The sequence below is a fragment of the Micrococcus sp. HOU01 genome, assembly GCF_035609305.1.
Lineage (GTDB): Bacteria > Actinomycetota > Actinomycetes > Actinomycetales > Micrococcaceae > Micrococcus > Micrococcus luteus.
This window is the reverse complement of the sequence record NZ_CP141211.1, coordinates 77599-100014: the sequence shown is the minus strand read 5'-3', so window position 1 is coordinate 100014 and position 22416 is coordinate 77599. Positions and strand designations below refer to the sequence as shown.

The 22416-nt window shown below is 72.9% G+C and carries 21 protein-coding genes; 16 read left to right on the top strand and 5 right to left on the bottom strand.

Going from position 1 to position 22416, the window contains the following annotated elements:
• The first annotated feature begins 79 nt into the window (after positions 1-79).
• The 7 genes from SOY78_RS00495 (at position 80) to SOY78_RS00465 (ending at position 6677) form a co-directional block, all read left to right on the top strand.
• The gene (locus SOY78_RS00495; RefSeq protein WP_063189130.1) at positions 80-895 is read left to right on the top strand and encodes a hypothetical protein; all 816 of its coding nucleotides are present in this window, start codon (positions 80-82) and stop codon (positions 893-895) included.
• Positions 892-1359: a phage holin family protein gene (locus tag SOY78_RS00490; RefSeq protein ID WP_036314802.1), complete on the top strand. Its 468-nt coding sequence runs from the start codon at positions 892-894 to the stop codon at positions 1357-1359. The genes SOY78_RS00495 and SOY78_RS00490 overlap by 4 nt, the downstream gene beginning before the upstream one ends.
• On the top strand, positions 1356-2054 hold the full coding sequence (locus SOY78_RS00485) for a DUF3618 domain-containing protein (protein ID WP_063189128.1): 699 nt from the start codon (positions 1356-1358) through the stop codon (positions 2052-2054). The genes SOY78_RS00490 and SOY78_RS00485 overlap by 4 nt, the downstream gene beginning before the upstream one ends.
• Positions 2055-2207: 153 nt before the next feature.
• Positions 2208-3239 carry a pantoate--beta-alanine ligase gene (gene panC, locus SOY78_RS00480; RefSeq protein WP_036338460.1) on the top strand — a complete coding sequence of 344 codons (1032 nt, stop codon included), beginning with the start codon at positions 2208-2210 and terminating at the stop codon, positions 3237-3239.
• Positions 3236-3934 carry a DNA-3-methyladenine glycosylase gene (locus tag SOY78_RS00475; protein ID WP_063189126.1) on the top strand — a complete coding sequence of 233 codons (699 nt, stop codon included), beginning with the start codon at positions 3236-3238 and terminating at the stop codon, positions 3932-3934. The genes panC and SOY78_RS00475 overlap by 4 nt, the downstream gene beginning before the upstream one ends.
• A 47-nt stretch (positions 3935-3981) precedes the next feature.
• The gene (locus tag SOY78_RS00470; RefSeq protein WP_036380856.1) at positions 3982-4464 is read left to right on the top strand and encodes an SRPBCC family protein; all 483 of its coding nucleotides are present in this window, start codon (positions 3982-3984) and stop codon (positions 4462-4464) included.
• Positions 4465-4613: 149 nt separating this feature from the next.
• The gene (locus SOY78_RS00465; protein ID WP_324701635.1) at positions 4614-6677 is read left to right on the top strand and encodes a M13 family metallopeptidase; all 2064 of its coding nucleotides are present in this window, start codon (positions 4614-4616) and stop codon (positions 6675-6677) included.
• 39 nt (positions 6678-6716) lie between these two features.
• Here SOY78_RS00465 and SOY78_RS00460 read toward each other — a convergent pair whose 3' ends face one another.
• Positions 6717-7226 (bottom strand): MarR family winged helix-turn-helix transcriptional regulator, encoded by a 510-nt coding sequence (locus SOY78_RS00460; RefSeq protein WP_036314817.1) that lies wholly within the window; start codon positions 7224-7226, stop codon positions 6717-6719.
• Positions 7219-9093 (bottom strand): MDR family MFS transporter, encoded by a 1875-nt coding sequence (locus SOY78_RS00455; RefSeq protein ID WP_044658624.1) that lies wholly within the window; start codon positions 9091-9093, stop codon positions 7219-7221. The genes SOY78_RS00460 and SOY78_RS00455 overlap by 8 nt, the downstream gene beginning before the upstream one ends.
• A gap of 167 nt (positions 9094-9260) precedes the next feature.
• On the opposite strand from SOY78_RS00455, the gene SOY78_RS00450 reads away from it, so the two are divergent.
• The 7 genes from SOY78_RS00450 (at position 9261) to SOY78_RS00420 (ending at position 16338) form a co-directional block, all read left to right on the top strand.
• Entirely contained in the window at positions 9261-10250 is a 990-nt protein-coding gene (locus SOY78_RS00450; RefSeq protein ID WP_063189122.1) for a 2-hydroxyacid dehydrogenase, read from the top strand.
• A gap of 32 nt (positions 10251-10282) precedes the next feature.
• Positions 10283-11797, top strand: a complete 1515-nt coding sequence (gene lysS / locus SOY78_RS00445) for a lysine--tRNA ligase (protein ID WP_036384191.1) — start codon at positions 10283-10285, stop codon at positions 11795-11797.
• 1 nt (position 11798) lies between these two features.
• A complete protein-coding gene (locus SOY78_RS00440) occupies positions 11799-12038 on the top strand; it encodes a hypothetical protein (protein ID WP_036384193.1) in 240 nt (79 codons plus the stop codon).
• 164 nt (positions 12039-12202) lie between these two features.
• Positions 12203-12505 carry a histone-like nucleoid-structuring protein Lsr2 gene (locus SOY78_RS00435; protein ID WP_036314827.1) on the top strand — a complete coding sequence of 101 codons (303 nt, stop codon included), beginning with the start codon at positions 12203-12205 and terminating at the stop codon, positions 12503-12505.
• A 156-nt stretch (positions 12506-12661) separates the two neighbouring features.
• Positions 12662-15217: an ATP-dependent Clp protease ATP-binding subunit gene (locus tag SOY78_RS00430; RefSeq protein ID WP_036384196.1), complete on the top strand. Its 2556-nt coding sequence runs from the start codon at positions 12662-12664 to the stop codon at positions 15215-15217.
• 326 nt (positions 15218-15543) lie between these two features.
• On the top strand, positions 15544-15726 hold the full coding sequence (locus SOY78_RS00425) for an Rv0909 family putative TA system antitoxin (protein ID WP_036339128.1): 183 nt from the start codon (positions 15544-15546) through the stop codon (positions 15724-15726).
• A 96-nt stretch (positions 15727-15822) separates the two neighbouring features.
• Positions 15823-16338 carry an amino-acid N-acetyltransferase gene (locus SOY78_RS00420; protein ID WP_036314832.1) on the top strand — a complete coding sequence of 172 codons (516 nt, stop codon included), beginning with the start codon at positions 15823-15825 and terminating at the stop codon, positions 16336-16338.
• Between the two features lie 37 nt (positions 16339-16375).
• Here the strand turns inward: SOY78_RS00420 and SOY78_RS00415 are convergent, their stop codons facing one another.
• The gene (locus SOY78_RS00415; RefSeq protein WP_270618045.1) at positions 16376-17308 is read right to left on the bottom strand and encodes an A/G-specific adenine glycosylase; all 933 of its coding nucleotides are present in this window, start codon (positions 17306-17308) and stop codon (positions 16376-16378) included.
• Between the two features lie 41 nt (positions 17309-17349).
• Here SOY78_RS00415 and SOY78_RS00410 point away from each other — a divergent pair, with 41 nt between their 5' ends.
• On the top strand, positions 17350-18228 hold the full coding sequence (locus SOY78_RS00410; protein WP_324701634.1) for a hypothetical protein: 879 nt from the start codon (positions 17350-17352) through the stop codon (positions 18226-18228).
• Between the two features lie 13 nt (positions 18229-18241).
• Here SOY78_RS00410 and radA read toward each other — a convergent pair whose 3' ends face one another.
• Both radA and SOY78_RS00400 read right to left on the bottom strand, forming a co-directional pair.
• Complete coding sequence (gene radA / locus SOY78_RS00405; protein ID WP_230282497.1) at positions 18242-19678, bottom strand: DNA repair protein RadA; 1437 nt, start codon at positions 19676-19678, stop codon at positions 18242-18244.
• An 89-nt stretch (positions 19679-19767) separates the two neighbouring features.
• Positions 19768-20937, bottom strand: coding sequence for an FUSC family protein (locus SOY78_RS00400; protein WP_182488542.1), 1170 nt, complete (start codon positions 20935-20937; stop codon positions 19768-19770).
• Positions 20938-21163: 226 nt separating this feature from the next.
• On the opposite strand from SOY78_RS00400, the gene pstS reads away from it, so the two are divergent.
• Positions 21164-22303, top strand: coding sequence for a phosphate ABC transporter substrate-binding protein PstS (gene pstS / locus SOY78_RS00395; RefSeq protein ID WP_324701633.1), 1140 nt, complete (start codon positions 21164-21166; stop codon positions 22301-22303).
• Positions 22304-22416 lie beyond the last annotated feature (113 nt).

The following is a 22416-nucleotide window of genomic DNA, read 5'->3' as shown; positions in this document are numbered from 1 at the left end:
AGACCGGTGGGCCCGGTGACGTGGACGGCCAGAAGGGCTGGCCATGAGGGCCGCCGACCCGGACGAAGGAAGGCACAGCATGACGACGAACACGCCGAAGAACGCCCACGGCTCCTCAGCCGAGGGCCGTGACGCCAAGGACCAGGCGAAGGACAAGGCCCAGCAGGCCGCGGGCGAGGCCCAGGGCCAGGCGAAGGCCGTGGCCCAGGACGCCAAGGACAAGGCCCAGGACCTCGCGGCCACCGCCAAGCACGAGGCCGGCCAGGTGAAGGACGAGGCCGCTGACCAGGTGCAGTCGCTGGTCGGCTCCGCCCAGGAGCAGGTCGGCGCGCAGGTGCAGACCCAGCAGGAGCGGTTCGCGGGCCAGGTGCGCAACTACACCGACGACCTGCACCGCGTGGTCTCCGGTGAGCAGCCGCAGACCGACCTGGTGCGCCAGGGCGTCGCCTCGGTGGCGGACCGTGCCGAGGCCCTGACGCAGCGCCTGGAGACCGCTTCCCCGCAGGACCTGCTGCAGGACGTGCGCGGCTTCGCCGCTCGCCGTCCGGGCACGTTCCTGGCCCTCGCCCTGGGCGCCGGGCTGGTGGCCGGTCGACTGACGCGCGGCATCCGCGACGCCGCCCAGCCCGACTCCGCCGCCTCCACCTCGCCGCGCCGTCACACGACCCGTCCGGACGCGGTGCACGCGGACGTGACCCCGCACCACCTGGACTCGCAGGCCCCGGCCTACTCGAGCGATTCGCTCTCCCAGGCCGACGGCCGCGTCGCGGACGGCGCCGGGCCCCGCCGCGCGGCCGGCGTCGGGGACACCCCGTATGGCACGCAGGCGCCGGTCCAGCAGGGCCTGACCGCCGAGCGGCCGTTCGACCAGACCCGGCCCGGGGGTGACGCATGAGCACCGCCCACGAGCCGTTCCGCGACGCGACGCCGCACTCCGGGGCGCACACCCCGCCGCCCACGCAGGCGGAGTTCCGTGCCGAGCACGAGAGCCTCGGCGAGATGTTCCAGAGCCTGTCGGCCAAGCTGTCGACGCTGGTCAGCCAGGAGATCGCCCTGGCCAAGGCCGAGGCCACCGAGTCCGCGAAGAAGGCCGGCAAGGGGGCAGGTCTGCTGGCCGGCGCCGCCGTCGGCGGCTTCTTCCTGCTGATGTTCCTGTCCCTGGCCCTGATGCACCTGCTCGACGTGTTCCTGCCGATCGGCTGGGCCGCGTTGATCGTGGCCGTGCTGTGGGGCGTCGTCGCGGCCGTGCTGGCCGTGCAGGGCAAGAAGGACATCGAGAAGATCAAGGGTCTGCCGCAGACCCAGGAGACGCTTCAGGAGATCCCCGAGACCCTGAACCCCGCGAAGGAGACGCGATGACCACGAGCAACAACCCCGATGAGATCCGCGCCGACATCGAGCGCACGCGCCGCGAGCTCGGCCAGGACGTGGACGCCCTCGCCGAGAAGGTGAGCCCCACGAAGGCCGTGTCCCGGCAGACCAACCGCATCAAGGACGGCTTCATCCACGCGAAGGAGAACATCATGGGCTCCCCGGAGCAGCACCGCCACGAGCCCTCGCTGGGCGATCGCGCCCACGCGGTGGTCGACGACGCCCGGGCCTCCGCGTATGACGCGGCCGGCCAGGCCCAGGATCGCCTGGGCGACGCCGGCGACCGGGTGTCCGAGTGGGCCGACGACGCCCAGCACGCCCTGCAGCAGGCCCCGGCTCAGCTGCGCGGCCGCACCGCGGGCAACCCGCTGGCCGCCGGGCTGATCGCCTTCGGCGCCGGCCTGCTGCTCAGCTCGCTGATCCCCGCCTCACGCGTGGAGCAGCGCGCCGCGGAGGGCCTCAAGGAGCAGGCCGCCCCGCTGGTGGACGAGGCCAAGCAGGCCGCCCAGCAGCTGCGCGAGGACCTCGAGCCCGCCGCCCGCGAGGCCGCCGGGAGCGTGAAGGAGTCGGCCGCCGAGGCCGCTTCCCACCTCAAGGAGCAGGGCACGGACACGGCGCAGGACCTCAAGGCGGAGTCCCAGGACGCCGCCCGCCAGGTGAAGGACACCGCGAAGGACGCCTGAGCCCGACCCGAGCACGACGCCGGCCGGTCCCGTTGACGGGACTGGCCGGCGTCGCGCGTTTGGGGCCGAATCCGGCCCGCGGCTCAGGCCTTGGACCAGATGCGCGTGGTGAGGCGGAAGTCCTCCCCGAGGCCCCGTGCCTAGACTCGGAGGGTGACCCCTCTCGACCGCGTCCCCGACCAGCGCCCCGTCCCCGCCGGCACCGGCCTGACCCTCGAGGACGCCCTCCCCGCTCCCGTGACGGCCGAGGCCGACGGCGTCTCCGCGCGCCCGCGTCTGGCCCGGACCGTCGCCGAGATGCGCTCCGCTCTCCGTGAGCTCGTCGCCCACGCCACGGACGACGGCGACGCCGAGCCCGTCACCGTCGGCCTGATCCCCACGATGGGCGCCCTCCACGGCGGCCACGCGGCCCTGGTGCGGCGGGCCCGCGCCGAGAACGACGTCGTCGCGGTCAGCATCTTCGTGAACCCGCTCCAGTTCGGCGATCCGGCCGACCTGGAGCACTACCCGCGCACCCTCGACGCGGACCTGGACCTGCTGGCGGCGGCGGGCGCCGACGTCGTGTTCGCCCCGGACGTGCAGGAGATGTACCCGGGCTACCCGGACGCGCCGATCGTCACCGTCTCCGCCGGCCGCATGGGGGAGGTCCTCGAGGGCGCCTCCCGCCCGGGCCACTTCGACGGCGTGGCCACCGTCGTGGCGAAGCTGTGGAACATCGTGCGCCCGGCGGCGCCGGTCCTGCGCAGCTACTTCGGCCAGAAGGACGCGCAGCAGCTCACCGTCCTGCGCCGCCTGGCCACGGACCTCGACATCGACGTCGACGTCCGCGCCGTGCCCATCGTCCGCTCGCCCGAGGGCCTCGCGCTCTCCAGCCGCAACACCCGCCTGGACGCCGCGGGCCTGGAGCACGCGCTCGTCCTCAGCCGCGCCCTGCGCTCCCTGGCCGACGCCGCGGCGTCCGGTGAACCCGTCGACGTCCAGGCCGCGCGCCGGATGGTCGAGGACGAGCCGGGCGTCGAGCTGGACCACCTCGTGGTGGTGGACCGGGACACCTTCGCCGAGCTCGGTCCGGAGCTGCTGTGCCAGCCGCTGCGCCGCGAGGCCCTCGCCCTCGTGGCCGCGCACGTGCCGCCCGTCCGGCTGATCGACACCATGGTGCTGCCCGCCGCGGGGCCCCTGCCGTGACCCCGGAGCGTCTCGCCGCCGCCTTCGACAGCCCCTCGCCCACGCTCGCCGCGACGCTGCTGGGGTGCCGGCTGACCGTCGTCGCCCCGGACGGCGCCGTCACCGTGCGGCTGACCGAGACCGAGGCGTACGGGAACGCGGGAGCGGACCCCGGCGCCCACTCGTTCCGCGGCCGCACCGAGCGCAATGCCGCGCTGTTCGGGCCGCCGCGGCGCACGTACGTGTACCTGAACTACGGCATCCACCGCTGCCTGAACCTGGTGGGCCACCCCGAGGGGGAGGCCGGCGGTGTGCTGCTGCGTGCGGCCGAGGTGCTCGCAGGAGGGGACCTCGCGGTGGCCCGCCGTGGCCGGGACACCGGCCCCAAGCTGCTCTCCGGCCCGGGCAACCTCGGCCAGGGCCTCGGCATCACCCTGGAGATGGGCCACGCGCCCGTGGAGATCGTCGCCGCGCCGCCGGAAGTGGCCGACGACGGCGGCACCCCGGCCCGCCTCGCCGCGCCGGCCGCGCCCGCCCGCTTCCTCCTGGCCCCGCCCGCGCCCCGCGATCCGGCCGAGCCGCCGATCGAGGTCGTGACGGGCCCGCGCGTCGGCGTCTCGGGGGAGGGCGGCTCCGTGCGCTTCCCGTGGCGGTTCAGCGTGGCCGGCCACCGCAGCGTGTCCGCGTTCCGGCGTGGCCGCAACGTGCCGGACTGACCCCCAGACCTTGTCGACCGCCCCGGCCCCGTGCCTAGGTTGATCCCATGACCGAGATGAACAAGACCGCCCACGGCGAGACCCAGCAGACCGTCACCCGGACCATCGACGCGTCCGCCAAGGACGTGTTCGACTTCCTGACCCTGCCCGCGAACCACGCGAAGTTCGACGGCTCGGGCATGGTGCAGTCCGACGACAAGACCCAGCGCATCCAGAAGGTCGGCGACGTGTTCACCATGAACATGCACGCGGAGCACATGGGTGGCGACTACCAGACCGACAATCACGTGGTCGCCTACGACCCGAACAAGCTGGTCGGCTGGAAGACCGCCCCCGCCGGCACCGAGCCCAAGGGTTGGCAGTGGGTCTACCGGCTCGAGGACAACGGCTCCGGCAGCACGGTCGTGTCCCTCACCTACGACTGGACCGCCGTGACCGACCCGGAGCTGCTGGCGAAGAACCTCTTCCCGATGGTGTCCGAGGAGCAGATGGAGGAGTCGCTCGCGAAGCTGGCCGCCGAGGTCGGCTGACCCCCGCCTCCCGACGGCGGCCTCCGGGCTGGCCGTCCCCTCGACGACGGGCACGCACCCGGCCAGGGTGCGGTGCCCGTCGTCGTGTCCGGTGTCACGGCTAGAGTGCCGTGCGAGACCGTCCACCCCCACGTCCAGGAGGATCCGCCGTGACCGCCACCGCCGAGCCCGAAGTCCCGTCGCCGCGCGAGGACCTGTACCGCCACGTCAACGCCGGGTGGCTGGACACCCATGAGATCCCCGCGGACCAGGGCGCCTACGGCGCGTTCCTCGAGCTGCGGGACGCGGCCGAGCTCGCCGTCCGGCACCTGTGCGAGGACGCCGTGCGCGAGGTCGGCGCGGGCTTCGACCCCGCCCAGGCGCGCGTGCAGGCCACGGCCGCGGCCGGCGCGCACCGGGACGTCCCGCTCGCGCCGCTGGATGCGGAGGACACGGAGGGCATGGAGCATCCGGTGCTCAAGCGCCGGATCGCCGCGCTGTACGCCTCCTTCATGGACGACGAGACCGTGGAGGCCCGCGGCCTCGAGCCGATCGCCTCGGACCTGGCGGCGGTGGCCACCGTGACCACCCCCGCGGAGCTGCTCGCCCTCTCCGGGCGATTGCAGCGTCAGGGCGTCTCCGGCCTCATCAACACCGGCGCACTCAACGACGCCGGGAACCCGGACCGCATGCTCCTGCACCTGCTCCAGGGCGGTCTGGGCCTGCCGGACGAGTCCTACTACCGGGACGAGGCCTACGCCGAGATCCTCGCGCAGTACACCGAGCACACCGGCCGCCTGCTGGCGCTGGCCGGGATCGGTGCGGACCGGGACGAGGCCGCCGCGCTGGGCGTCCGGGTGGTGGAGCTGGAGAAGCGCATCGCCGCCCTGCACTGGGACCTGGTCCGCAGCCGGGACGCCGTGGCCCGCTACAACCCCATGACCCACGACCGGCTGACGGAGCTCTTCCCCCTGGCCGAGGCCTGGCTCGAGGGTGTGGACGCCGCGGGCGAGCGCGCCGCGGAGGTCGTGGTGTGGCAGCCGGACTTCCTCTCCGGTGTGCAGGGGCTGCTCGAGGGACCCGAGGCCGCCGACCTCGAGGACTGGCGTCACTGGCTGATCCTGCAGGTGCTGCGCTCCTTCGCCGGGTTCCTGCCGGACGCGTTCGTGCAGGAGAACTTCTCCTTCTACGGCCGCCGCCTGGCCGGCACCGAGGAGGTCCGCCCCCGTTGGAAGCGCGCGGTCGCGTTCGTCAACGGGGCGGCCGGCGAGGACGTGGCGCAGCTCTACGTGGCCCGCCACTTCCCGCAGGGCCACGTGGCCGCGATGGACGAGCTCGTGGGCCTGCTCCAGGAGGCCTATCGCCGGTCCATCGAGGAGCTCGAGTGGATGGGCGAGGAGACCCGTCAGCGGGCGCTCGAGAAGCTGGCGATGTTCCGCCCCATGGTGGGCTACCCCTCGAAGTGGCTGGACTACTCCGCCCTCGAGGTCCACGCCGGCGACCTGCTGGGCAACGCCCGCTCCTCCTCGGAGCTCGAGTGGGAGCGGGACCTGCGCAAGATCGCGGACGGGCCGGACCCGGAGGAGTGGCACATGACGCCGCAGACGGTGAACGCGTACTACTCCCCGCTCGAGAACGCCATCGTCTTCCCGGCCGCCATCCTGCAGCCCCCGTTCTTCGACCCCGAGGCCTCGATGGCCGCGAACCTGGGGGCGATCGGCGCTGTGATCGGCCACGAGATCGGCCACGGCTTCGACGACCAGGGTTCGCGGTACGACGGCGCCGGTCGGCTCGAGGACTGGTGGACCGAGGAGGACCGCGCGGCGTTCACCGAGCGCACCTCCCGGCTGGTGGCCCAGTACAACGCGCTCTCCCCGGCCGAGGCCCCGGACCACCGCGTCAACGGCGAGTTCACCCTGGGGGAGAACATCGGCGACCTCGGCGGCCTGGGCATCGCCCACCGCGCCTTGGAGATCTGGCGGGACGAGGGCGACGGCGCCTCCCTCGACGCCGCGGCGGGGGACCGCGAGTTCTTCACCGCCTGGGCCACCGTGTGGCGTCAGCTCACGCGACCGGAGGCCATGGTCACCCGCATCGCCTCGGACCCGCACTCGCCCAACGAGTTCCGCTGCAACCAGGTGGTCAAGAACATCGACGCCTTCCACGAGGCGTTCGGCACGCGCGAGGGGGATCCCATGTGGCTGGCCCCGGAGGAGCGCGTCACCATCTGGTGATCCCGCCCGCCGGCCGGGCCCGCGGGTCCGGCCGGCGGCTCACTCGGACTCGGCGGGGTCCTGCATCCGGGTCTGACGCTCGGCGGCCAGCCGGTCCAGCAGGCGCGTCAGCGTCCGGATGTCCTCGCGGTCCCAGCGCGCCAGGTCGTCGCGCAGCCCGCGACCCGCCGGGCCGCCGCGCACCGCGTCGAGGCGGGCGAGCCCCTCGGGGCTGGCGCTCAGGAGGGCGGAGCGGCGGTCCCGCGGGTCCGGCTCTCGGGTGATCAGCCCGGCGGCCTCGAGGTCGCGGACCATGCGGGAGACCTGGGCGCGGTCCACCAGCAGGCCCTCGGCCACGGCCGAGGGCGTCATGGTCCCCTCGTTGGCCAGCATCATGAACGCCTTCATCGCCCCGACGGACAGGGCCGGGCTGAGGGCCGCCGCGTAGCGGACCATCACCTGGCGGTGCTGCAGGACCAGACGCGAGAACGCCTGCTCGAGCCCCTGGACGGCGGCCTCGAAGCCCGCGTCGTCGCCGCCTCTGCCCGGGTCCGGGGCGCCGTCAGCCACGGCGGGCCCGGACCAGCGCGGTGACGACGGCCGCCAGCAGGGCCGTCCCCGCCACGGCCAGCGCCGCGGGGACGACGGGCCGGCCGGCCACCGGCGACGCCGTCGCCGGGCGCTCGGCCGCCACCGCCCGGGACTCCTCCGGGTCCTCGGCCGGATGCTGCCCCTGCGCCGCGGTCACCACGGGGATCGGACCGGTCGCGGGCAGCGTCTGCATGGCCTCGGCCGTGGAGTGGGTGGCCAGGTCGGCGCGGGTGGCGTGGAGGCGCTCGGAGGTGGTCATGCGGCCCAGCGGGATGTTCGGCAGGAACAGGATCGCGATCAGCGCGACGATCGCGAGCGGCACGCCCACGAGGAACGCGTGGGAGATGCCGGTGGCGTAGACGTCCTCGAAGATCGAGCGCAGGCCGTCGGGCATCTCCGCCACGCGTGGCAGGGTGCTGGACTGCAGGCTCTCGGACCACTCGGCGGCGTCCGGGCCCAGGCTGCGCAGGGCCGCGGCGAGGTCCGCGCGGCGCTCCTCGATGCGGTCCGGGACCACGTTGGAGACCACGGCGCCCATCACGGCGACACCGATGCTGCCGCCCAGGGTGCGGAAGAAGGTGACGCCGGAGCTGGCGACGCCCATCTGCCGCGGGTCGGTGGTGTTCTGCACCACGAGCACGAGGTTCTGCATGGTCATGCCGACGCCGGCACCGAGCAGGAACATGTAGAGGGACACCAGCCAGAAGGAGGTGTCGTAGTGCAGGGTGCCGAGCAGGGCGGTGCCGGCGATCAGCAGGACGGCGCCGATCACGAGCCAGCGCTTCCACACGCCGGTGCGGGTGATGAGGCCGCCGATCACCGTGGAGGACACGAGCAGGCCGAGGATCATCGGGATGGTCATGAGGCCGGCCTGGGTCGGCGTCGCGCCGCGGGCCAGCTGCATGTACTGGGCCAGGTAGACGGAGGAGCCGAACATGGCCAGGCCCGTGGCGATCGAGGCGATCGTCGCGAGGGTGAAGGTGCGGTCGCGGAAGAGGGTGAGCGGGATGAGCGGCTCGGCGACGCGCAGCTCGGTCACGACGAACAGGACGGTGGCGACGGCGGCGCCGCCGAGCATCCACGCGGTGGTGGTGCTGGCCCAGTCGAAGTCGCGACCGGCGCTGGTGACCCAGATCAGCAGCAGCGCGGTGGCCGCGGTCAGGAACACGATGCCGAGGTAGTCGATGGACACCTTCTGGCGCTCGCGGTGCGGAAGGTGGAGGGTGCGCTGCACCATCACCAGGGCGACGACAGCGAAGGGCACCGCCACGAAGAAGTTCCAGCGCCAGCCCCACAGGTCGGTGATCACGCCGCCGGCGAGCGGGCCGCCCACCGTGGCCACGGCCATCACGGCGCCGAACAGGCCCATGTAGCGGCCGCGCTCACGCGGGCTGATGATGTCCGCCATGATCACCTGGCTGAGCGCGACGAGGCCGCCGCCGCCCAGGCCCTGCACGGTGCGGCAGACGATCAGGAAGGTCGGATCGTGGGTGAACCCGGCCGCCGCGGAGGCGGCGACGAAGATCGCCAGGGCGACCTGGAAGAGGACCTTGCGGTTGACGAGGTCGGCCAGCTTGCCCCAGATCGGGGTGGCGATGGCCGTGGCGAGCAGGGCCGAGGTGATGACCCAGGTGTAGGCGGTCTGGTCGCCGCCGATGTCGTGGATGATCACCGGCATCGAGGTCGAGACCACCGTGTTGGCGATCATCGAGACGAACATGCCCAGCAGGAGGCCGGTCAGGGCCTGGAGCACGGAGCGGTGGCGCGCGGCGTCGGCGGCGGCGCGCTCGAGCGAGGGGGCGCCGGCCGGCGCGACGGCCTCGGGGGCGGGGGAGGTTGGGGTCATGGGGTCCTTCGGCGGGAGGGGCGGCGCGGTGATTGACATGAGTCAATGATTGATGAGAGTCAATCATAGGGGGCGTCGGCCCGGGCCGCACCCGCCGTCCGCGGTTAGCCTGGTCACGCCGGACGACGCCGCGTCCTCCCCGCCCCGATCCGAGAGTGAGGCCCGCCGTGACCCCCCGTTTCCTGCTCATGACCCGCCTCCCTGAGCCCGGGCTCGGGATGCTGCGCGAGGCCGGAGAGGTGGTGGACGGCGCCGACGTCGGAGGGGACGCCGCGCTCGCGCGGCTGGTGGCCTCGGGGGACTACGACGTCGTCGTCGCGGCCCTGGACCAGAAGTTCACCGCCGACGTGCTCGCCGACGCGCGGATCAGGGGCATCGCCAACTACGCGGTCGGCTACAACAACGTGGACGTGGCCGCCGCGACGCGGCGGGGGATCGCCGTCGGCAACACCCCGGACGTGCTCACGGACGCCACCGCGGACATCGCGATGCTCCTGATCCTCGGGGTGACCCGCCGTGCCCCCGAGGGTGAGCGGATGGTGCGCGAGGGACGCTTCCACGGCTGGGCGCCGGACCTGCTCGTGGGCCGGGACGTGCGTGGCGCGACCCTGGGCCTGGCCGGTTTCGGGCGGATCGGCAAGGCGGTGGCCGAGCGTGCGCTCGCCTTCGGCATGGACGTCGTGTTCGCGCCGCGGCCGCCCGCGCACCGGGAGGTCGCGGCCGCGGAGCTCGGCGACCTCGCCGGCCGCGTCCGTCAGGTCCGCTGGGAGGAGCTCGTCGAGGCCGCGGACGTCCTGTCCCTCCACGTGCCCCTGACGGACGACACCCACCACCTCGTGGATGCGGACGTGATCGCGAAGATGAAGGACGACGCCGTCCTCGTCAACACGGCCCGCGGCCCCGTGGTGGACGAGGCGGCCCTCGTCACGGCCCTGCGCGAGGGGCGGCTCTTCGGCGCCGGTCTGGACGTCTACGAGGACGAGCCCGCCCTCGCCCCGGGCCTGGCCGAGCTGGAGAACGTGATGCTCCTGCCGCACCTGGGCTCCGCCACCCGGGACACCCGCGCCGCGATGGCCGAGCTGGCCGCGCGCAACGCGATCGCCATGGCCACGGGCGCGGAGGCCCCGGCCCTCGTCAACCCCGAGGTGCGCGGCTGACCGGCGGGGCGCCGTCGGTAGACTCGGGGACCGTGACCACCCAGAACTCCGCCTCCGCCGCCGTCGACCACCACGATCAGCAGGCCGTCCGCGCCGCCAAGCGTGAGCAGCTGCTCGCCTCGGGCCGCGAGGCCTACCCCGTGCAGGTGCCGCGCACCCACGCGCTGGCCGAGGTGCGTGAGCGGTTCGACGGCCACGAGCCCGACTGGACCTCGGGCGAGACCGTGTCGGTGACCGGGCGCGTCGTCTTCCTCCGCAACACCGGCAAGCTCTGCTTCGCCACCCTGCAGGAGTCCGGCGCGGACGGGGAGGCCGTCCGCCTCCAGGTCATGGTGTCCCTGGCCGCCGTCGGTGAGGAGTCCCTGGCCGAGTGGAAGAAGGTCGTGGACCTGGGCGACTTCCTCTCCGTCACCGGCGAGGTGATCGTCTCGCGCCGCGGCGAGCTGTCCATCATGGCCTCGGCGTGGGAGATGGCCTCCAAGGCGCTGCGCCCCCTGCCCGTGCTGCACGCGGACCTGAACGAGGAGACCCGCGTCCGCCAGCGCTACGCGGACCTGATCGTGCGCGAGGAGGCCCGCCGCATGGTCTACACCCGGGCCAAGGTCACCTCGGCGGTGCGGCGCACCCTCGAGGGCCACGGCTACGTGGAGGTGGAGACCCCGATGCTCCAGCTGGTCCACGGCGGCGCCCTCGCACGTCCCTTCGAGACGCACCTCAACGCGTTCGACCAGCCGATGACCCTGCGCATCGCCACCGAGCTGTACCTCAAGCGCGCCGTCGTCGGCGGCATCGACCGCGTGTTCGAGATCGGCCGCGTGTTCCGCAACGAGGGCGTGGACTCGACCCACTCGCCCGAGTTCACCACCCTCGAGTCCTATGAGGCGTGGGCGGACATGCACGTCATGGCCGAGCGCATGCAGGAGATCATCCTCAACGCCGCGGACGCGGTGGGCGCCGGGCGTCGGCTCGAGACCGCGAAGGGCGTCATCGACCTCGACGGCGAGTGGGCCTGGGTCGCCGTGTACCCGGGGCTGTCCGAGGCCGTGGGCCGCGAGATCACCCCGGAGACGGACGCCGAGACGCTGCGGGCGATCGCCGCGGAGCACGAGGTCAAGGTGGACCCCGCGTGGGACGCGGAGAAGCTCGTGATCGAGCTGTTCGGCGAGATCGTGGAGCCCACCCTGATGAACCCCACGTTCGTGTACGACTACCCGCCGGCCGCCCAGCCGCTCGCGCGCCCGCACCGCTCGGACGACCGGGTCATCGAGGCCTGGGACCTGATCATCGGCGGCATGGAGCGCGGCACCGCGTTCTCCGAGCTGATCGACCCCGTCATCCAGCGCGAGCGCCTGACCGCCCAGTCGGCGATGGCGGCCGCCGGCGACGACGAGGCGATGCAGCTGGACGAGGACTTCCTGCGCGCCCTCGAGTACGGCGCCCCGCCCATGGGCGGCATCGGCCTGGGCATCGACCGCCTGGTGATGCTGTTCACGGACGCCGGCATCCGCGAGACCATCCTCTTCCCGCTGCTCAAGCCGGAGGCCTGACATGGCCGACTTCTGGGACTACTTCTCCGTCCTCGCCCCCTCGATCGGCCTCGGGCTCATCTTCTGGCTGGTGATGCGTTCCCTGCTGCGTTCGGACACGGGTGAGCGCGAGAGTCAGGCCCGCCGGCTCTCGGGCGCGGACGCGCGGGCGGCCCGCGAGGAGGCCGAGGCCCGTGAGTGGGCGGCCCGACGCCGAGCCGAGGGAGGGCCGGGGGCTGATCCGGAGGACCGCGCCCGGTGAGATTCCTTCCCCGGCGTTGAAGAATCCTTCTGCCCGGCTTCGTTGCGGTATTCTTGAATCACCACAAGTGCACGGCCGGAATCGTGAGCACGCGGGAAAGAACCCCGAGAGCGAAGACCGGAACCCAGGGACACGCGCACGAGAGAAGAAAGTGGGAATCACCGTTGGCACAGAAGGTAGAAGTGGTCCTCGTGGATGATCTTGACGGTTCGCCTGCAGATGAGACCGTGAACTTCGCATTGGACGGTCGCAATTACGAGATCGACCTGTCGAAGGAGCACGCCGCGGAACTCCGTGAGTTCCTGAAGCCCTACATGAAGAAGGGCCGCGCCGTGGCGCCGCCGTCGCCCAAGGTCGAGGCCGCCCAGATCCGCAAGTGGGCGGCCGAGAACGGCTACGAGGTCTCGAGCCGGGGCCGTCTGCACCGCGACGTGGTGGAGGCCTACCGCAACGCGAAGCGCAAGTGAGCGCCCCGCCCGGGTGCGTCGAGGAATCGGCGTCCCCGGGCCTCGTTCCGGCACCTCCCGACGACGGCCGGGCCGCTTCTCCCGCTGGCGAACAGTCGCGCGGCACGCGGCCCGGGTGCGTAGTCTCGACCACGACCGTACGCAAGGAGTGTGCCCATGTTCGAGAGATTCACCGACCGCGCCCGGCGGGTGGTCGTGCTCGCCCAGGAAGAGGCGCGCATGCTCAACCACAGCTACATCGGTACCGAGCACATCCTGCTCGGTCTGATCCACGAGGGTGAGGGCGTCGCAGCCAAGGCACTGGAGTCCATGGACATCTCCCTGGGCGCCGTGCGAGAGAAGGTGCAGGAGGACATCGGCCAGGGTCAGCAGAACCCGCCCGGCCACATCCCCTTCACGCCGCGCGCCAAGAAGGTGCTCGAGCTGTCCCTGCGCGAGGCGCTGCAGCTCGGCCACAACTACATCGGCACCGAGCACATCCTGCTCGGCCTGATCCGCGAGGGTGAGGGCGTGGCCGCCCAGGTCCTCGTGCAGCTCGGCGCGGACCTGAACCGCGTCCGTCAGACGGTCATCCAGCTGCTCTCCGGCTACCAGGGCGGTGCCCAGGGCGGCAAGGAGACCGCCGGCGCCGGGGTGGGCCAGGGTGGCGAGGCCGGCCAGAACGCCGGCTCCGTGGTGCTGGACCAGTTCGGACGCAACCTCACCGCGGCCGCGCACGACGGCAAGCTGGATCCCGTCATCGGGCGTGCGGGCGAGATGGAGCGCGTCATGCAGGTGCTCTCCCGCCGCACCAAGAACAACCCCGTGCTCATCGGCGAGCCCGGCGTCGGCAAGACCGCCGTCGTCGAGGGCCTGGCCCAGGCGATCGACCGCGGCGACGTCCCGGAGACGCTCAGGGACAAGCAGCTCTACTCGCTGGACCTCGGCTCGCTCGTGGCCGGCTCCCGCTACCGCGGCGACTTCGAGGAGCGCCTGAAGAAGGTGCTCAAGGAGATCCGCACGCGCGGGGACATCATCCTGTTCATCGACGAGATCCACACCCTCGTCGGGGCGGGTGCGGCCGAGGGCGCGATCGACGCCGCCAGCATCCTCAAGCCGATGCTGGCCCGCGGTGAGCTGCAGACCATCGGCGCCACCACGCTGGACGAGTACCGCAAGCACATCGAGAAGGACGCCGCGCTCGAGCGCCGCTTCCAGCCGATCCAGGTCGCCGAGCCGTCCGTCGAGGACGCCACGGAGATCCTGCGCGGCCTGCGGGACCGCTACGAGGCGCACCACAAGGTCTCCATCACGGACGGCGCGCTCAAGGCCGCCGCCGGCCTGGCGGACCGCTACGTCTCCGACCGGCACCTGCCGGACAAGGCCATCGACCTGATCGACGAGGCCGGAGCGCGTCTGCGCATCCGTCGCATGACCGTCCCGCCGGAGATCAAGGCCTACGAGTCCCGGATCGCGGAGGTGCGCACCCAGAAGGAGGCCGCCATCGACGGCCAGGACTTCGAGGGCGCCGCCCGCCTGCGGGACCAGGAGCAGCAGCTCGAGGACGAGCGTCGCGAGAAGGAGCAGGCGTGGCGCACCGGCGCGGACGCCGACGTCGCCACGGTGGACGAGGACCTCATCGCCGAGGTGCTCTCCAAGTCCACCGGCATCCCGGTGTTCAAGCTCACCGAGGAGGAGACGGACCGCCTGCGCAACATGGAGGAGGAGCTCCACCGCCGCGTGATCGGCCAGGACGAGGCGATCAAGTCCCTGTCCCGCGCCATCCGCCGCACCCGCGCGGGCCTGAAGGACCCGAACCGCCCCTCGGGGTCGTTCATCTTCGCCGGCCCCACCGGCGTCGGCAAGACGGAGCTGGCCAAGTCCCTCGCGGAGTTCCTCTTCGGGGACGAGGACGCGCTCATCACGCTGGACATGTCCGAGTTCCAGGAGAAGCACACCGTCTCGCGTCTGTTCGGTGCCCCTCCCGGCTACGTGGGCTACGAGGAGGGCGGCCAGCTCACCGAGAAGGTCCGCCGCCGTCCGTTCTCCGTGGTGCTGTTCGACGAGGTGGAGAAGGCCCATCAGGACCTCTTCAACTCCCTGCTGCAGATCCTCGAGGACGGTCGCCTGACCGACTCGCAGGGCCGTGTGGTGGACTTCAAGAACACCGTGATCATCATGACCACGAACCTCGGCACCCGGGACATCTCCAAGGGCGTCATGACCGGCTTCCAGTCGGCCACGGACACCACCACCGGGTACGAGCGGATGAAGGGCAAGGTCAAGGAGGAGCTGCGCCAGCACTTCCGCCCCGAGTTCCTCAACCGTGTGGACGACGTGATCGTGTTCCCGCAGCTGCAGAAGCACGAGATCGTGCAGATCGTGGACCTGTTCGTCTCCCGTCTCGGCAAGCGCCTGGCGGAGCAGGACCTGTCCATCGAGCTCACCCAGTCCGCCAAGGACCTGCTCGCGGACCGCGGCTACGATCCGGCCATGGGTGCCCGCCCGCTGCGCCGCACCATCCAGCAGATGGTGGAGGACCAGCTCTCGGAGAAGATCCTCTTCGGTGAGATCCCGGCCGGCTCCCTCATCACCGTGGACACCACGGGCGAGGGGGAGGGCGCCGAGCTGACGTTCACGTTCTCCGGCGGCCGGGAGGCCCTGGAGGGCGCGGACCTGGCCGAGCTCGAGCCCGGTGCCGGCGATCCGGTGGACGCCGACCGCTCCGCGTGACCCGCGGGGCCTGACCCACGACGCCGGACCGCGCGTCCGGTGCCCACGGCCCGCCGCCTCCTCCCCTCGGGGAGGAGGCGGCGGGCCGTCGTCGTGCCCCCGCGGGACGCCGGGGCCGAGGTCCGCGACACCGCCGTAGGCATCAAGGACGGCCTCTCGAAGGACCGCTGAACCGGACCGCCTCCCCGGAGGCACGAGAGGGGTTCCCTCGCGGCGGGATCGGTGCCAGCGTGGTCTGTGACCGCTCGACGGTGGTCCTGTCTCCGCTTCGACCCGGCGCTCGCCGGGACGGCCGCGGAGCAGCCCCGAGAAGAAGGAGGCCGCCCATGGGTATCGGTGACCTGAACAACCTCGCAAACCAGCACTCGGACAAGATCGACGAGGCCGTGGACAACGCTCAGGAGCAGCACGGTGACAAGCTCGGCGAGCACGCCGACACCGTGAACAAGGGTGTCGACGGCGCGCAGGAGAAGTTCCTGTCCGGGGACGAGGGCGAGCAGCAGGCCTGAGCCTGCCGTCGACGCCGCGGGAGCCCCCGCCCGGTCCGCCGGGACGGGGGCTCCCGTCTCTCCGGGGTCGGGATGTCCGTGCCTAGACTGGACCCCATGCCTGCCGACCGCCCCCTCACCCTCCGCTCGGCGCGGACCCAGGACGTCCCGGTCATCCAGGCGCTCGTGGAGCCACTGGCGCGGGAGCGCGTGCTGCTCCAGAAGGAGGCTGTGGCCTACTACGAGGCCATCCAGGAGTTCGTGGTCGCCGAGGAGGCGGACGGGACCCTGGCCGGCTTCGGCGCCCTCCACGTGATGTGGCAGGACATCGCCGAGGTCCGCACCCTCGCCGTCTCGGAGGCCCACCGGGGGGCCGGCGTCGGGCACCTGCTCATCGAGGAGCTGCTGGACCGTGCGCGGGCCGTGGGCGTCGAGCGGGTCTTCTGCCTGACCTTCGAGGTCGAGTTCTTCCGCCGGCACGGTTTCGAGGTGATGGCGGACCAGTCCGCCGTGGACCCGGAGGTCTATGCGGAACTGCTGCGCTCCACGGACGAGGGCGTCGCCGAGTTCCTGGACCTCGCCCGGGTCAAGCCGAACACGCTCGGCAACACGCGGATGATCCGCCGCCTCTGAGCCGCCGCACCGCGGGCCGCCCCGTACCCCGGCGAGGTCAGGCCGGGAAGGTGAGGCCGCCGTCGTCGTCCCGGGCCAGCAGCCCGTCCGACACGAGTCCGGCCACGCACCGCGCCCACTGCGCGTCGTCGGGGCGGTGCGACCCGAGCCGGCCCCCGGCCACGACGACGGCGGGCACCTCCGCCTCGGCCACGCGCCCGTGCTCGCGGACGGCGGCCATCACGGCCCCGCGCACCTGACGGTCCGTGCCGGCCCAGGCCTGGCCGCGCGGCACCTCCACCGGCGGCGGGGAGCCCGCCGCGACCCACGCGCACGTCTCCGCCAGGGGGCAGCGGTCGCAGGCGGGGGAGCGGGCGGTGCAGACGAGGGCCCCGAGTTCCATGACGGCCGCGTTCCACGCGTTGGCGCGGGCGGGGTCCTCGGGCATGAGGGCCTGGGCGCGGCACATCTCGGCGCGGGTCAGCGACCTGCCGGGCAGGGCCTCACCCGCGACCGCGCGCGCGATCACCCGGCGCACATTGGTGTCCACGACGGTCTCGGGGACGCCGAACGCGAAGCTCGCGACCGCCGCGGCCGTGTACTCGCCGATGCCGGGCAGGGCGCGCAGGGCGGCGGGGTCGGCCGGCACCCGGCCGTCGTGGCGCTCGACGACGGCCCGGGCGGCCTCCTGGAGGCGCAGGGCCCGGCGCGGGTAGCCGAGTCGGTCCCAGGCCGTGAGCACGTCTGCGGTGGGGGCGGCGGCCAGGTCCGCGGGGGTGGGCCAGCGCTCCAGCCACTCCCGCCAGCGGGGCAGCACCCGCACGACCGGCGTCTGCTGGAGCATGATCTCCGAGACGAGCACGCCCCACGGGGAGCAGTCCGGGCTACGCCAGGGCAGGTCCCGGGCGTGGACGGCGAACCAGCCCAGCACCGCGTCGTGCAGGCGTGGCACGTCCACTGTGGGCGGGACGAGGGGGGCGGGCGCGGGCATGGCGTCCACTGTAGGGTGCGCCGCCGCCTACCCTGGATCGCATGCCGTCTCGTCCGACTTCCCCCGGGTCGAAGCCGTCCCCCGCCGTCTACCGCCGCCGGCGGCTCGTGGCCGCCCTGCTCGCCCTCGTGCTCCTGATCCTGGTGGGATGGGCCGTCGTGGCGCTCGTCCGTGCCGGGATCGGCGCCTTCTCCTCCGAGGACGCCGACCCCTCCGCCGCCCCGACGCCGGTGCACTCCCCGTCGCCCGCCCCGGCGACGGACGCCGAGTCCGGCTCCGCCTCGCCCACCGTGGCCCTCGAGGACGCGGCCGAGTGCCAGCCCTCGGACCTGCGGATCGCCGCCTCCGCGGACCGGTCCGAGTACCAGCGGGGCGAGGAGGCCGAGCTGCGCCTGGGCATCACGAACCTCTCCTCGACCCCGTGCCGCACGGATGTGGGCACGGCCCGACAGGAGTTCAGGATCCGCACGGCCGAGGGCGACGACGTCTTCTCCACCCGCATCTGCCAGGCGGACCCCGCGGAGGCCCAGCGGGTGCTGTACCCGCACGAGGAGCTCACCGCCGTGTACCGCTGGTCCGGCCGTGCCTCGAGCCAGGACTGCGGCCGACTCGGCGCTCTCGCGGAGCCCGGACCCCATCTGCTGACGGTCAGCCTCGGCGACGTCACCTCCCGCCCCGTCGCGCTGAAGATCCTCGAGGAGCTCGCCCCGGGGGCCCAGGACGGCGGCTCCTCGGCCACCCCCTCCTCGGCCACCCCCTCCTCGGCCACCCCCTCCTCGAGCGGCAGCGCCTCCCCGTCGGCGTCCGCCTCAGCTCCGGCGTCGGCCTCAGCCTCGGCGTCCGCCTCAGCATCGGCGTCGGCTTCGCCGTCCGCGGCACCGGCCACGACCACCGACCCGTCGCCGTCGCCGTCCCGCTGAGCCGGGCGCGTCGTCAGCGGCCGGGGCCGACCTCCGGACGCGCGGCCGGGCCGCCGCCGGTCCACGTGGGGATCGTGGCGAGGGCCTCGCCGATCGAGCCGACCTCCGCCACCGTGAAGCCCGCCGGGACCTCCCCGAGCGGCTCGGGGGAGCGGGGGACCAGCGCGCGGGTGAAGCCCAGCCGCGCAGCCTCACGCACCCGTCGCCCGATGCCGGGCACGGGGCGCACCTCCCCGGCAAGCCCGAGCTCGCCGACCGCGATCATCCCCTGCGGGACGGGGGCCGAGAGCTTCGCCGAGGCCACGGCGACGGCCACGGCCAGGTCCGAGGCGGGCTCCGAGAGTCGCACGCCGCCCACGGTGGCCACGTAGCAGTCGTCCTGGGCGACGGCGAAACGGGCCCGGCGCTGGAGCACGGCCAGGAGCATGTTCACGCGCGCCGCGTCCACGCCGGAGACGGTGCGGCGCGGGCTGCCGCCGGCGGACGGGGTGAGCAGGGACTGCACCTCGGCCACGAGCGGGCGCCGGCCCTCGAGCGTCACCGTCACGCACGTGCCCTCGACCGGCTCCGAGACGCCCGAGAGGAACAGACCGGAGGGGTCGTCCAGGGACTCGATGCCGTCCTCCCGCAGGTCGAAGCAGCCGACCTCGTCCGTGGGCCCGAAGCGGTTCTTCACCGCACGCACCAGGCGCAGCCGTGAGTGGCGGTCCCCCTCGAACTGGCAGACCACGTCCACGAGGTGCTCGAGCAGCCGCGGGCCGGCGATGGTCCCGTCCTTCGTCACGTGGCCCACCAGGACCGTGGTGATCCCCTTCTCCTTGGCCGTGCGGATGAGGCTGGCCGCCACCTCGCGCACCTGGCTGACGCCCCCGGCGATCCCGTCCACCTCGGTGGACTGCAGGGTCTGCACGGAGTCCACGATCACCAGCTCCGGGTCCGTCCGCTCGATCTGCCCCAGCGCCCGACCCAGGTCCGTCTCCGCCGTCAGACGCAGGGTCTCCGCGATCGCCCCGATCCGGTCTGCGCGGGAGCGCACCTGCGCCGCCGACTCCTCGCCCGTCAGGTACAGCACCGAGCGCGGACCGCCGCCGCCCGCGCCGCGCGCCGTCTGGGCGGCCACGTCCAACAGCAGCGTGGACTTGCCGATGCCCGGCTCGCCGGCCAGCAGGATCACCGCGCCCGGCACGAGGCCGCCGCCGAGCACGCGGTCCAGCTCACGCACCCCCGTGGAGCGGAACGAGGCCAGCGTGGCGTCCACGTCCGCGATGCGCGGCGCGACCTCCGCGACCGTGGCCGCGCGCGTGCGACCGGTGGTCGACGTCAGCCCGATCTCCTCGACCGTGCCCCACGACTGGCACTCCCCGCAGCGGCCGACCCACTTCACGGTGGTCCAGCCGCACTCGGTGCAGCGGTATCCGGGGGCGCGCTTCGGGGCGGTCTTGGTGGCCATGCGCCCACTCTAGGAGCCGAGGCGGACGCGTTAACCGGCACCGCGCGCGGTCCGACGTCGGCCGCCGGGGCCGTGCGCCGCCGTCGGGCTCAGACGCGGGGCAGGTAGGCCCGCGCCTCGTCGTGCTCGGCGCCCGTGGCCTCGATGAGGTCCACCATCATGGGCCGCAACAGCATCACGAGCGCCTCGCCGTGCACGGACCCGCCGCCCAGCTGGTGCGGGTCCAGTGCGGACGCGGCCGCCCCCAGGGCGTCCCGCGCCACGGACAGCGAGCGATGGCGGCCCTCGGCCTGCGGCTCCACGAGGGAGCGGTGCAGGATCTCGACGGCGTCCGCGGCGTCGTCGAACCAGGCGGCCAGGCGCTCGCGGTCGTCGTCGTCGAACACGCCCTCGTCCAGGACCGAGACCACGCGCCGGGCCACGATCCGCAGGGAGCGCACCGCCAGGTCCGAGCGGTCCGCCGCGTTCACCGCGTCGTCCACGAAGGAGCGCGAGGAGCGGTGCAGCGGGTTGAACACGGTCTGCTCATGCGTGACGCGCAGCTCCTTGCGCAGCGCCTCCAGCGTGGTGTGCGTGCCGCGGCTGGCCACGAGCGCCATCCAGGCGGTGCGGGAGTCGTCCTCCCGCAGGGCCCGGGAGAGGTCGCGCAGCACCGTGGCGATCGAGTCGTAGAGCCCACCCAGCTGACGCACCGCGGGACGGCGCACGTCCTGGGGCGAGAGGAACGTGACGAGCAGGGCCAGGACGCCGCCCACGATCGCGTCCTGGCTGCGGACGAACGGCCCTCCCGTGCCGATGGGCAGGAGGACCACGAGGACGGACTGCAGGGACATCTGCATCGTGAACGTGGCGCCGGAGTCCAGGAACCGGGCCACCATCACGGACACGAACACGACCACCGAGGCCTGCCACAGGCCGCGGCCGAGCCCGACCATGAGCAGGTCCCCGATCAGGATGCCGACGGTGCAGCCGACGGCGACCTCGGCCACCTTGCGCAGCTTCGGCTCCCGTTGGAAGCCGAGGGCGATCAGCAGGGCGGTGGAGGCGAACAGGGGCTGCTGGTGGCCCAGGATGGTCTCCGCGAACCAATAGGCGCCCACCGCGCAGACCGCGACGAGGGCGGCCTGGCCCACGGAGGAGCGGACGCGGGACCAACCCGCACGGGCGCGCCGACGCAGGAAGCGGCCGAGGCGCTCCCCGCGGGTCTGGGGGTCGACCATCGGCACCGTGCCCGTGGCGGTGGCGAAGCGGTCCGTCATGCGGCCAGCCTAGTCCGACGCCGGGGAGCCCTCGCCGTGCGAGGCTCAACCAAGCATTGTGGTCCACGGCACAGATCATTCCTGCGAATGCCGCTCCCGTTCACCATCTGTTCACCCCGGCCGAGCACTCGATTCACCTCTGGACCGTACGGTCGGGTGCGGTGCAGAACCGGGCCAGCCGGACGCTCTGCCCTCACCGTCGTCATCCGATTGAAAGAGGCTCTTCGTGAAGGCTCACCGCTTCGGCCGCTCCGCCGCCCTCCTGTCCGTGGCCGCCATCGCCCTGACCGCCTGCTCCTCCGCGGACAGCGGCAACGGCGGCTCCGATGCCTCCGGCTCCGCCGGCGGCTCCGATGCCTCCGGCTCCGCCGGCGGCGAGCAGGGCACCACCTCCGAGGTCCAGGGCAACCTGGTCGGCGCCGGCGCCTCCTCGCAGGAGGCGGCCATGACCGCCTGGACCCAGGGTGTCACCGAGACCGCTCCGAACCTGACCGTGCAGTACTCCCCGGACGGCTCCGGTGCCGGTCGTGAGAAGTTCCTCGCCGGCGCCACCTCCTTCGCCGGCTCCGACGCCGCCCTCAAGGAGGAGGAGGCTGAGTCCGCCAAGGAGAACTGCGGCGACGAGGGTGCGTTCCACGTGCCGGCCTACATCTCCCCGATCGCCGTGGCCTACAACCTGCCGGGCGTCGATGAGGTCAAGATGGACGCCGAGACCATCGCCAAGGTGTTCTCCGGCGAGATCAAGAACTGGAACGACGAGGCCATCGCCGCGCAGAACGAGGGCGTCGAGCTGCCCGACACCCCGATCACCGTCGTGCACCGTTCCGACAACTCGGGCACCACCGAGAACTTCACCGCCTACCTCACCGAGGCCGCCGGCGATGCCTGGTCCTACGACGAGGTCGAGACCTGGCCGTCCGACATCACCGCCGAGTCCGCCCAGGGCACCAAGGGTGTCGTGGGCCTGGCCTCCCAGACCGAGGGCGCCATCACCTACGCCGACGCCTCCGCCGTGGGCGAGCTGGGCACCGTGTCCGTGAAGGTCGGCGAGGAGTACGTGAAGTACTCCGCCGAGGCCGCGGCCGCGACCGTCGAGAAGTCCGAGGCCAAGGAGGACGGCTCGATCGAGCTCGACCGCGCCACCGACGAGTCCGGCGTGTACCCCGTCGTGTTGGTCTCCTACCACATCTACTGCAACCAGTACAAGTCGCAGGAGACCGTGGACCAGGTCAAGGCCTTCGCCGAGTACGTCGTGTCCGAGGACGGTCAGAAGACCGCCGAGGAGTCCGCGGGCAACGCCCCGATCTCCGAGGACACCCGCAAGAAGGCCATGGAGCGCATCGAGGCCATCTCGGTCAAGGGCTGATGTCGCTTCTTGTCGGCTGACCCACCGCCGCTTCGGCCGCCGGGCCCCACGGGCCCGGCGGCTGAAGCCGCGTCAGGGCTCTCGTTCGTCGCGGCCCGTCCATCACCACGCAC

Excerpts from the sequence above, each read along its gene's own strand:
- SOY78_RS00495 (WP_063189130.1), top strand. The coding sequence starts at position 80 with ATGACGACGAACACGCCGAAGAACGCCCACGGCTCCTCAGCCGAGGGC.
- SOY78_RS00490 (WP_036314802.1), top strand. The coding sequence starts at position 892 with ATGAGCACCGCCCACGAGCCGTTCCGCGACGCGACGCCGCACTCCGGG.
- SOY78_RS00485 (WP_063189128.1), top strand. The coding sequence starts at position 1,356 with ATGACCACGAGCAACAACCCCGATGAGATCCGCGCCGACATCGAGCGC.
- SOY78_RS00470 (WP_036380856.1), top strand. The coding sequence starts at position 3,982 with ATGACCGAGATGAACAAGACCGCCCACGGCGAGACCCAGCAGACCGTC.
- SOY78_RS00455 (WP_044658624.1), bottom strand. The coding sequence starts at position 9,093 with ATGACCCCAACCTCCCCCGCCCCCGAGGCCGTCGCGCCGGCCGGCGCC.
- SOY78_RS00440 (WP_036384193.1), top strand. The coding sequence starts at position 11,799 with ATGGCCGACTTCTGGGACTACTTCTCCGTCCTCGCCCCCTCGATCGGC.
- SOY78_RS00430 (WP_036384196.1), top strand. The coding sequence starts at position 12,662 with ATGTTCGAGAGATTCACCGACCGCGCCCGGCGGGTGGTCGTGCTCGCC.
- SOY78_RS00425 (WP_036339128.1), top strand. The coding sequence starts at position 15,544 with ATGGGTATCGGTGACCTGAACAACCTCGCAAACCAGCACTCGGACAAG.
- SOY78_RS00420 (WP_036314832.1), top strand. The coding sequence starts at position 15,823 with ATGCCTGCCGACCGCCCCCTCACCCTCCGCTCGGCGCGGACCCAGGAC.
- SOY78_RS00415 (WP_270618045.1), bottom strand. The coding sequence starts at position 17,308 with ATGCCCGCGCCCGCCCCCCTCGTCCCGCCCACAGTGGACGTGCCACGC.
- SOY78_RS00410 (WP_324701634.1), top strand. The coding sequence starts at position 17,350 with ATGCCGTCTCGTCCGACTTCCCCCGGGTCGAAGCCGTCCCCCGCCGTC.
- radA (WP_230282497.1), bottom strand. The coding sequence starts at position 19,678 with ATGGCCACCAAGACCGCCCCGAAGCGCGCCCCCGGATACCGCTGCACC.
- SOY78_RS00400 (WP_182488542.1), bottom strand. The coding sequence starts at position 20,937 with ATGACGGACCGCTTCGCCACCGCCACGGGCACGGTGCCGATGGTCGAC.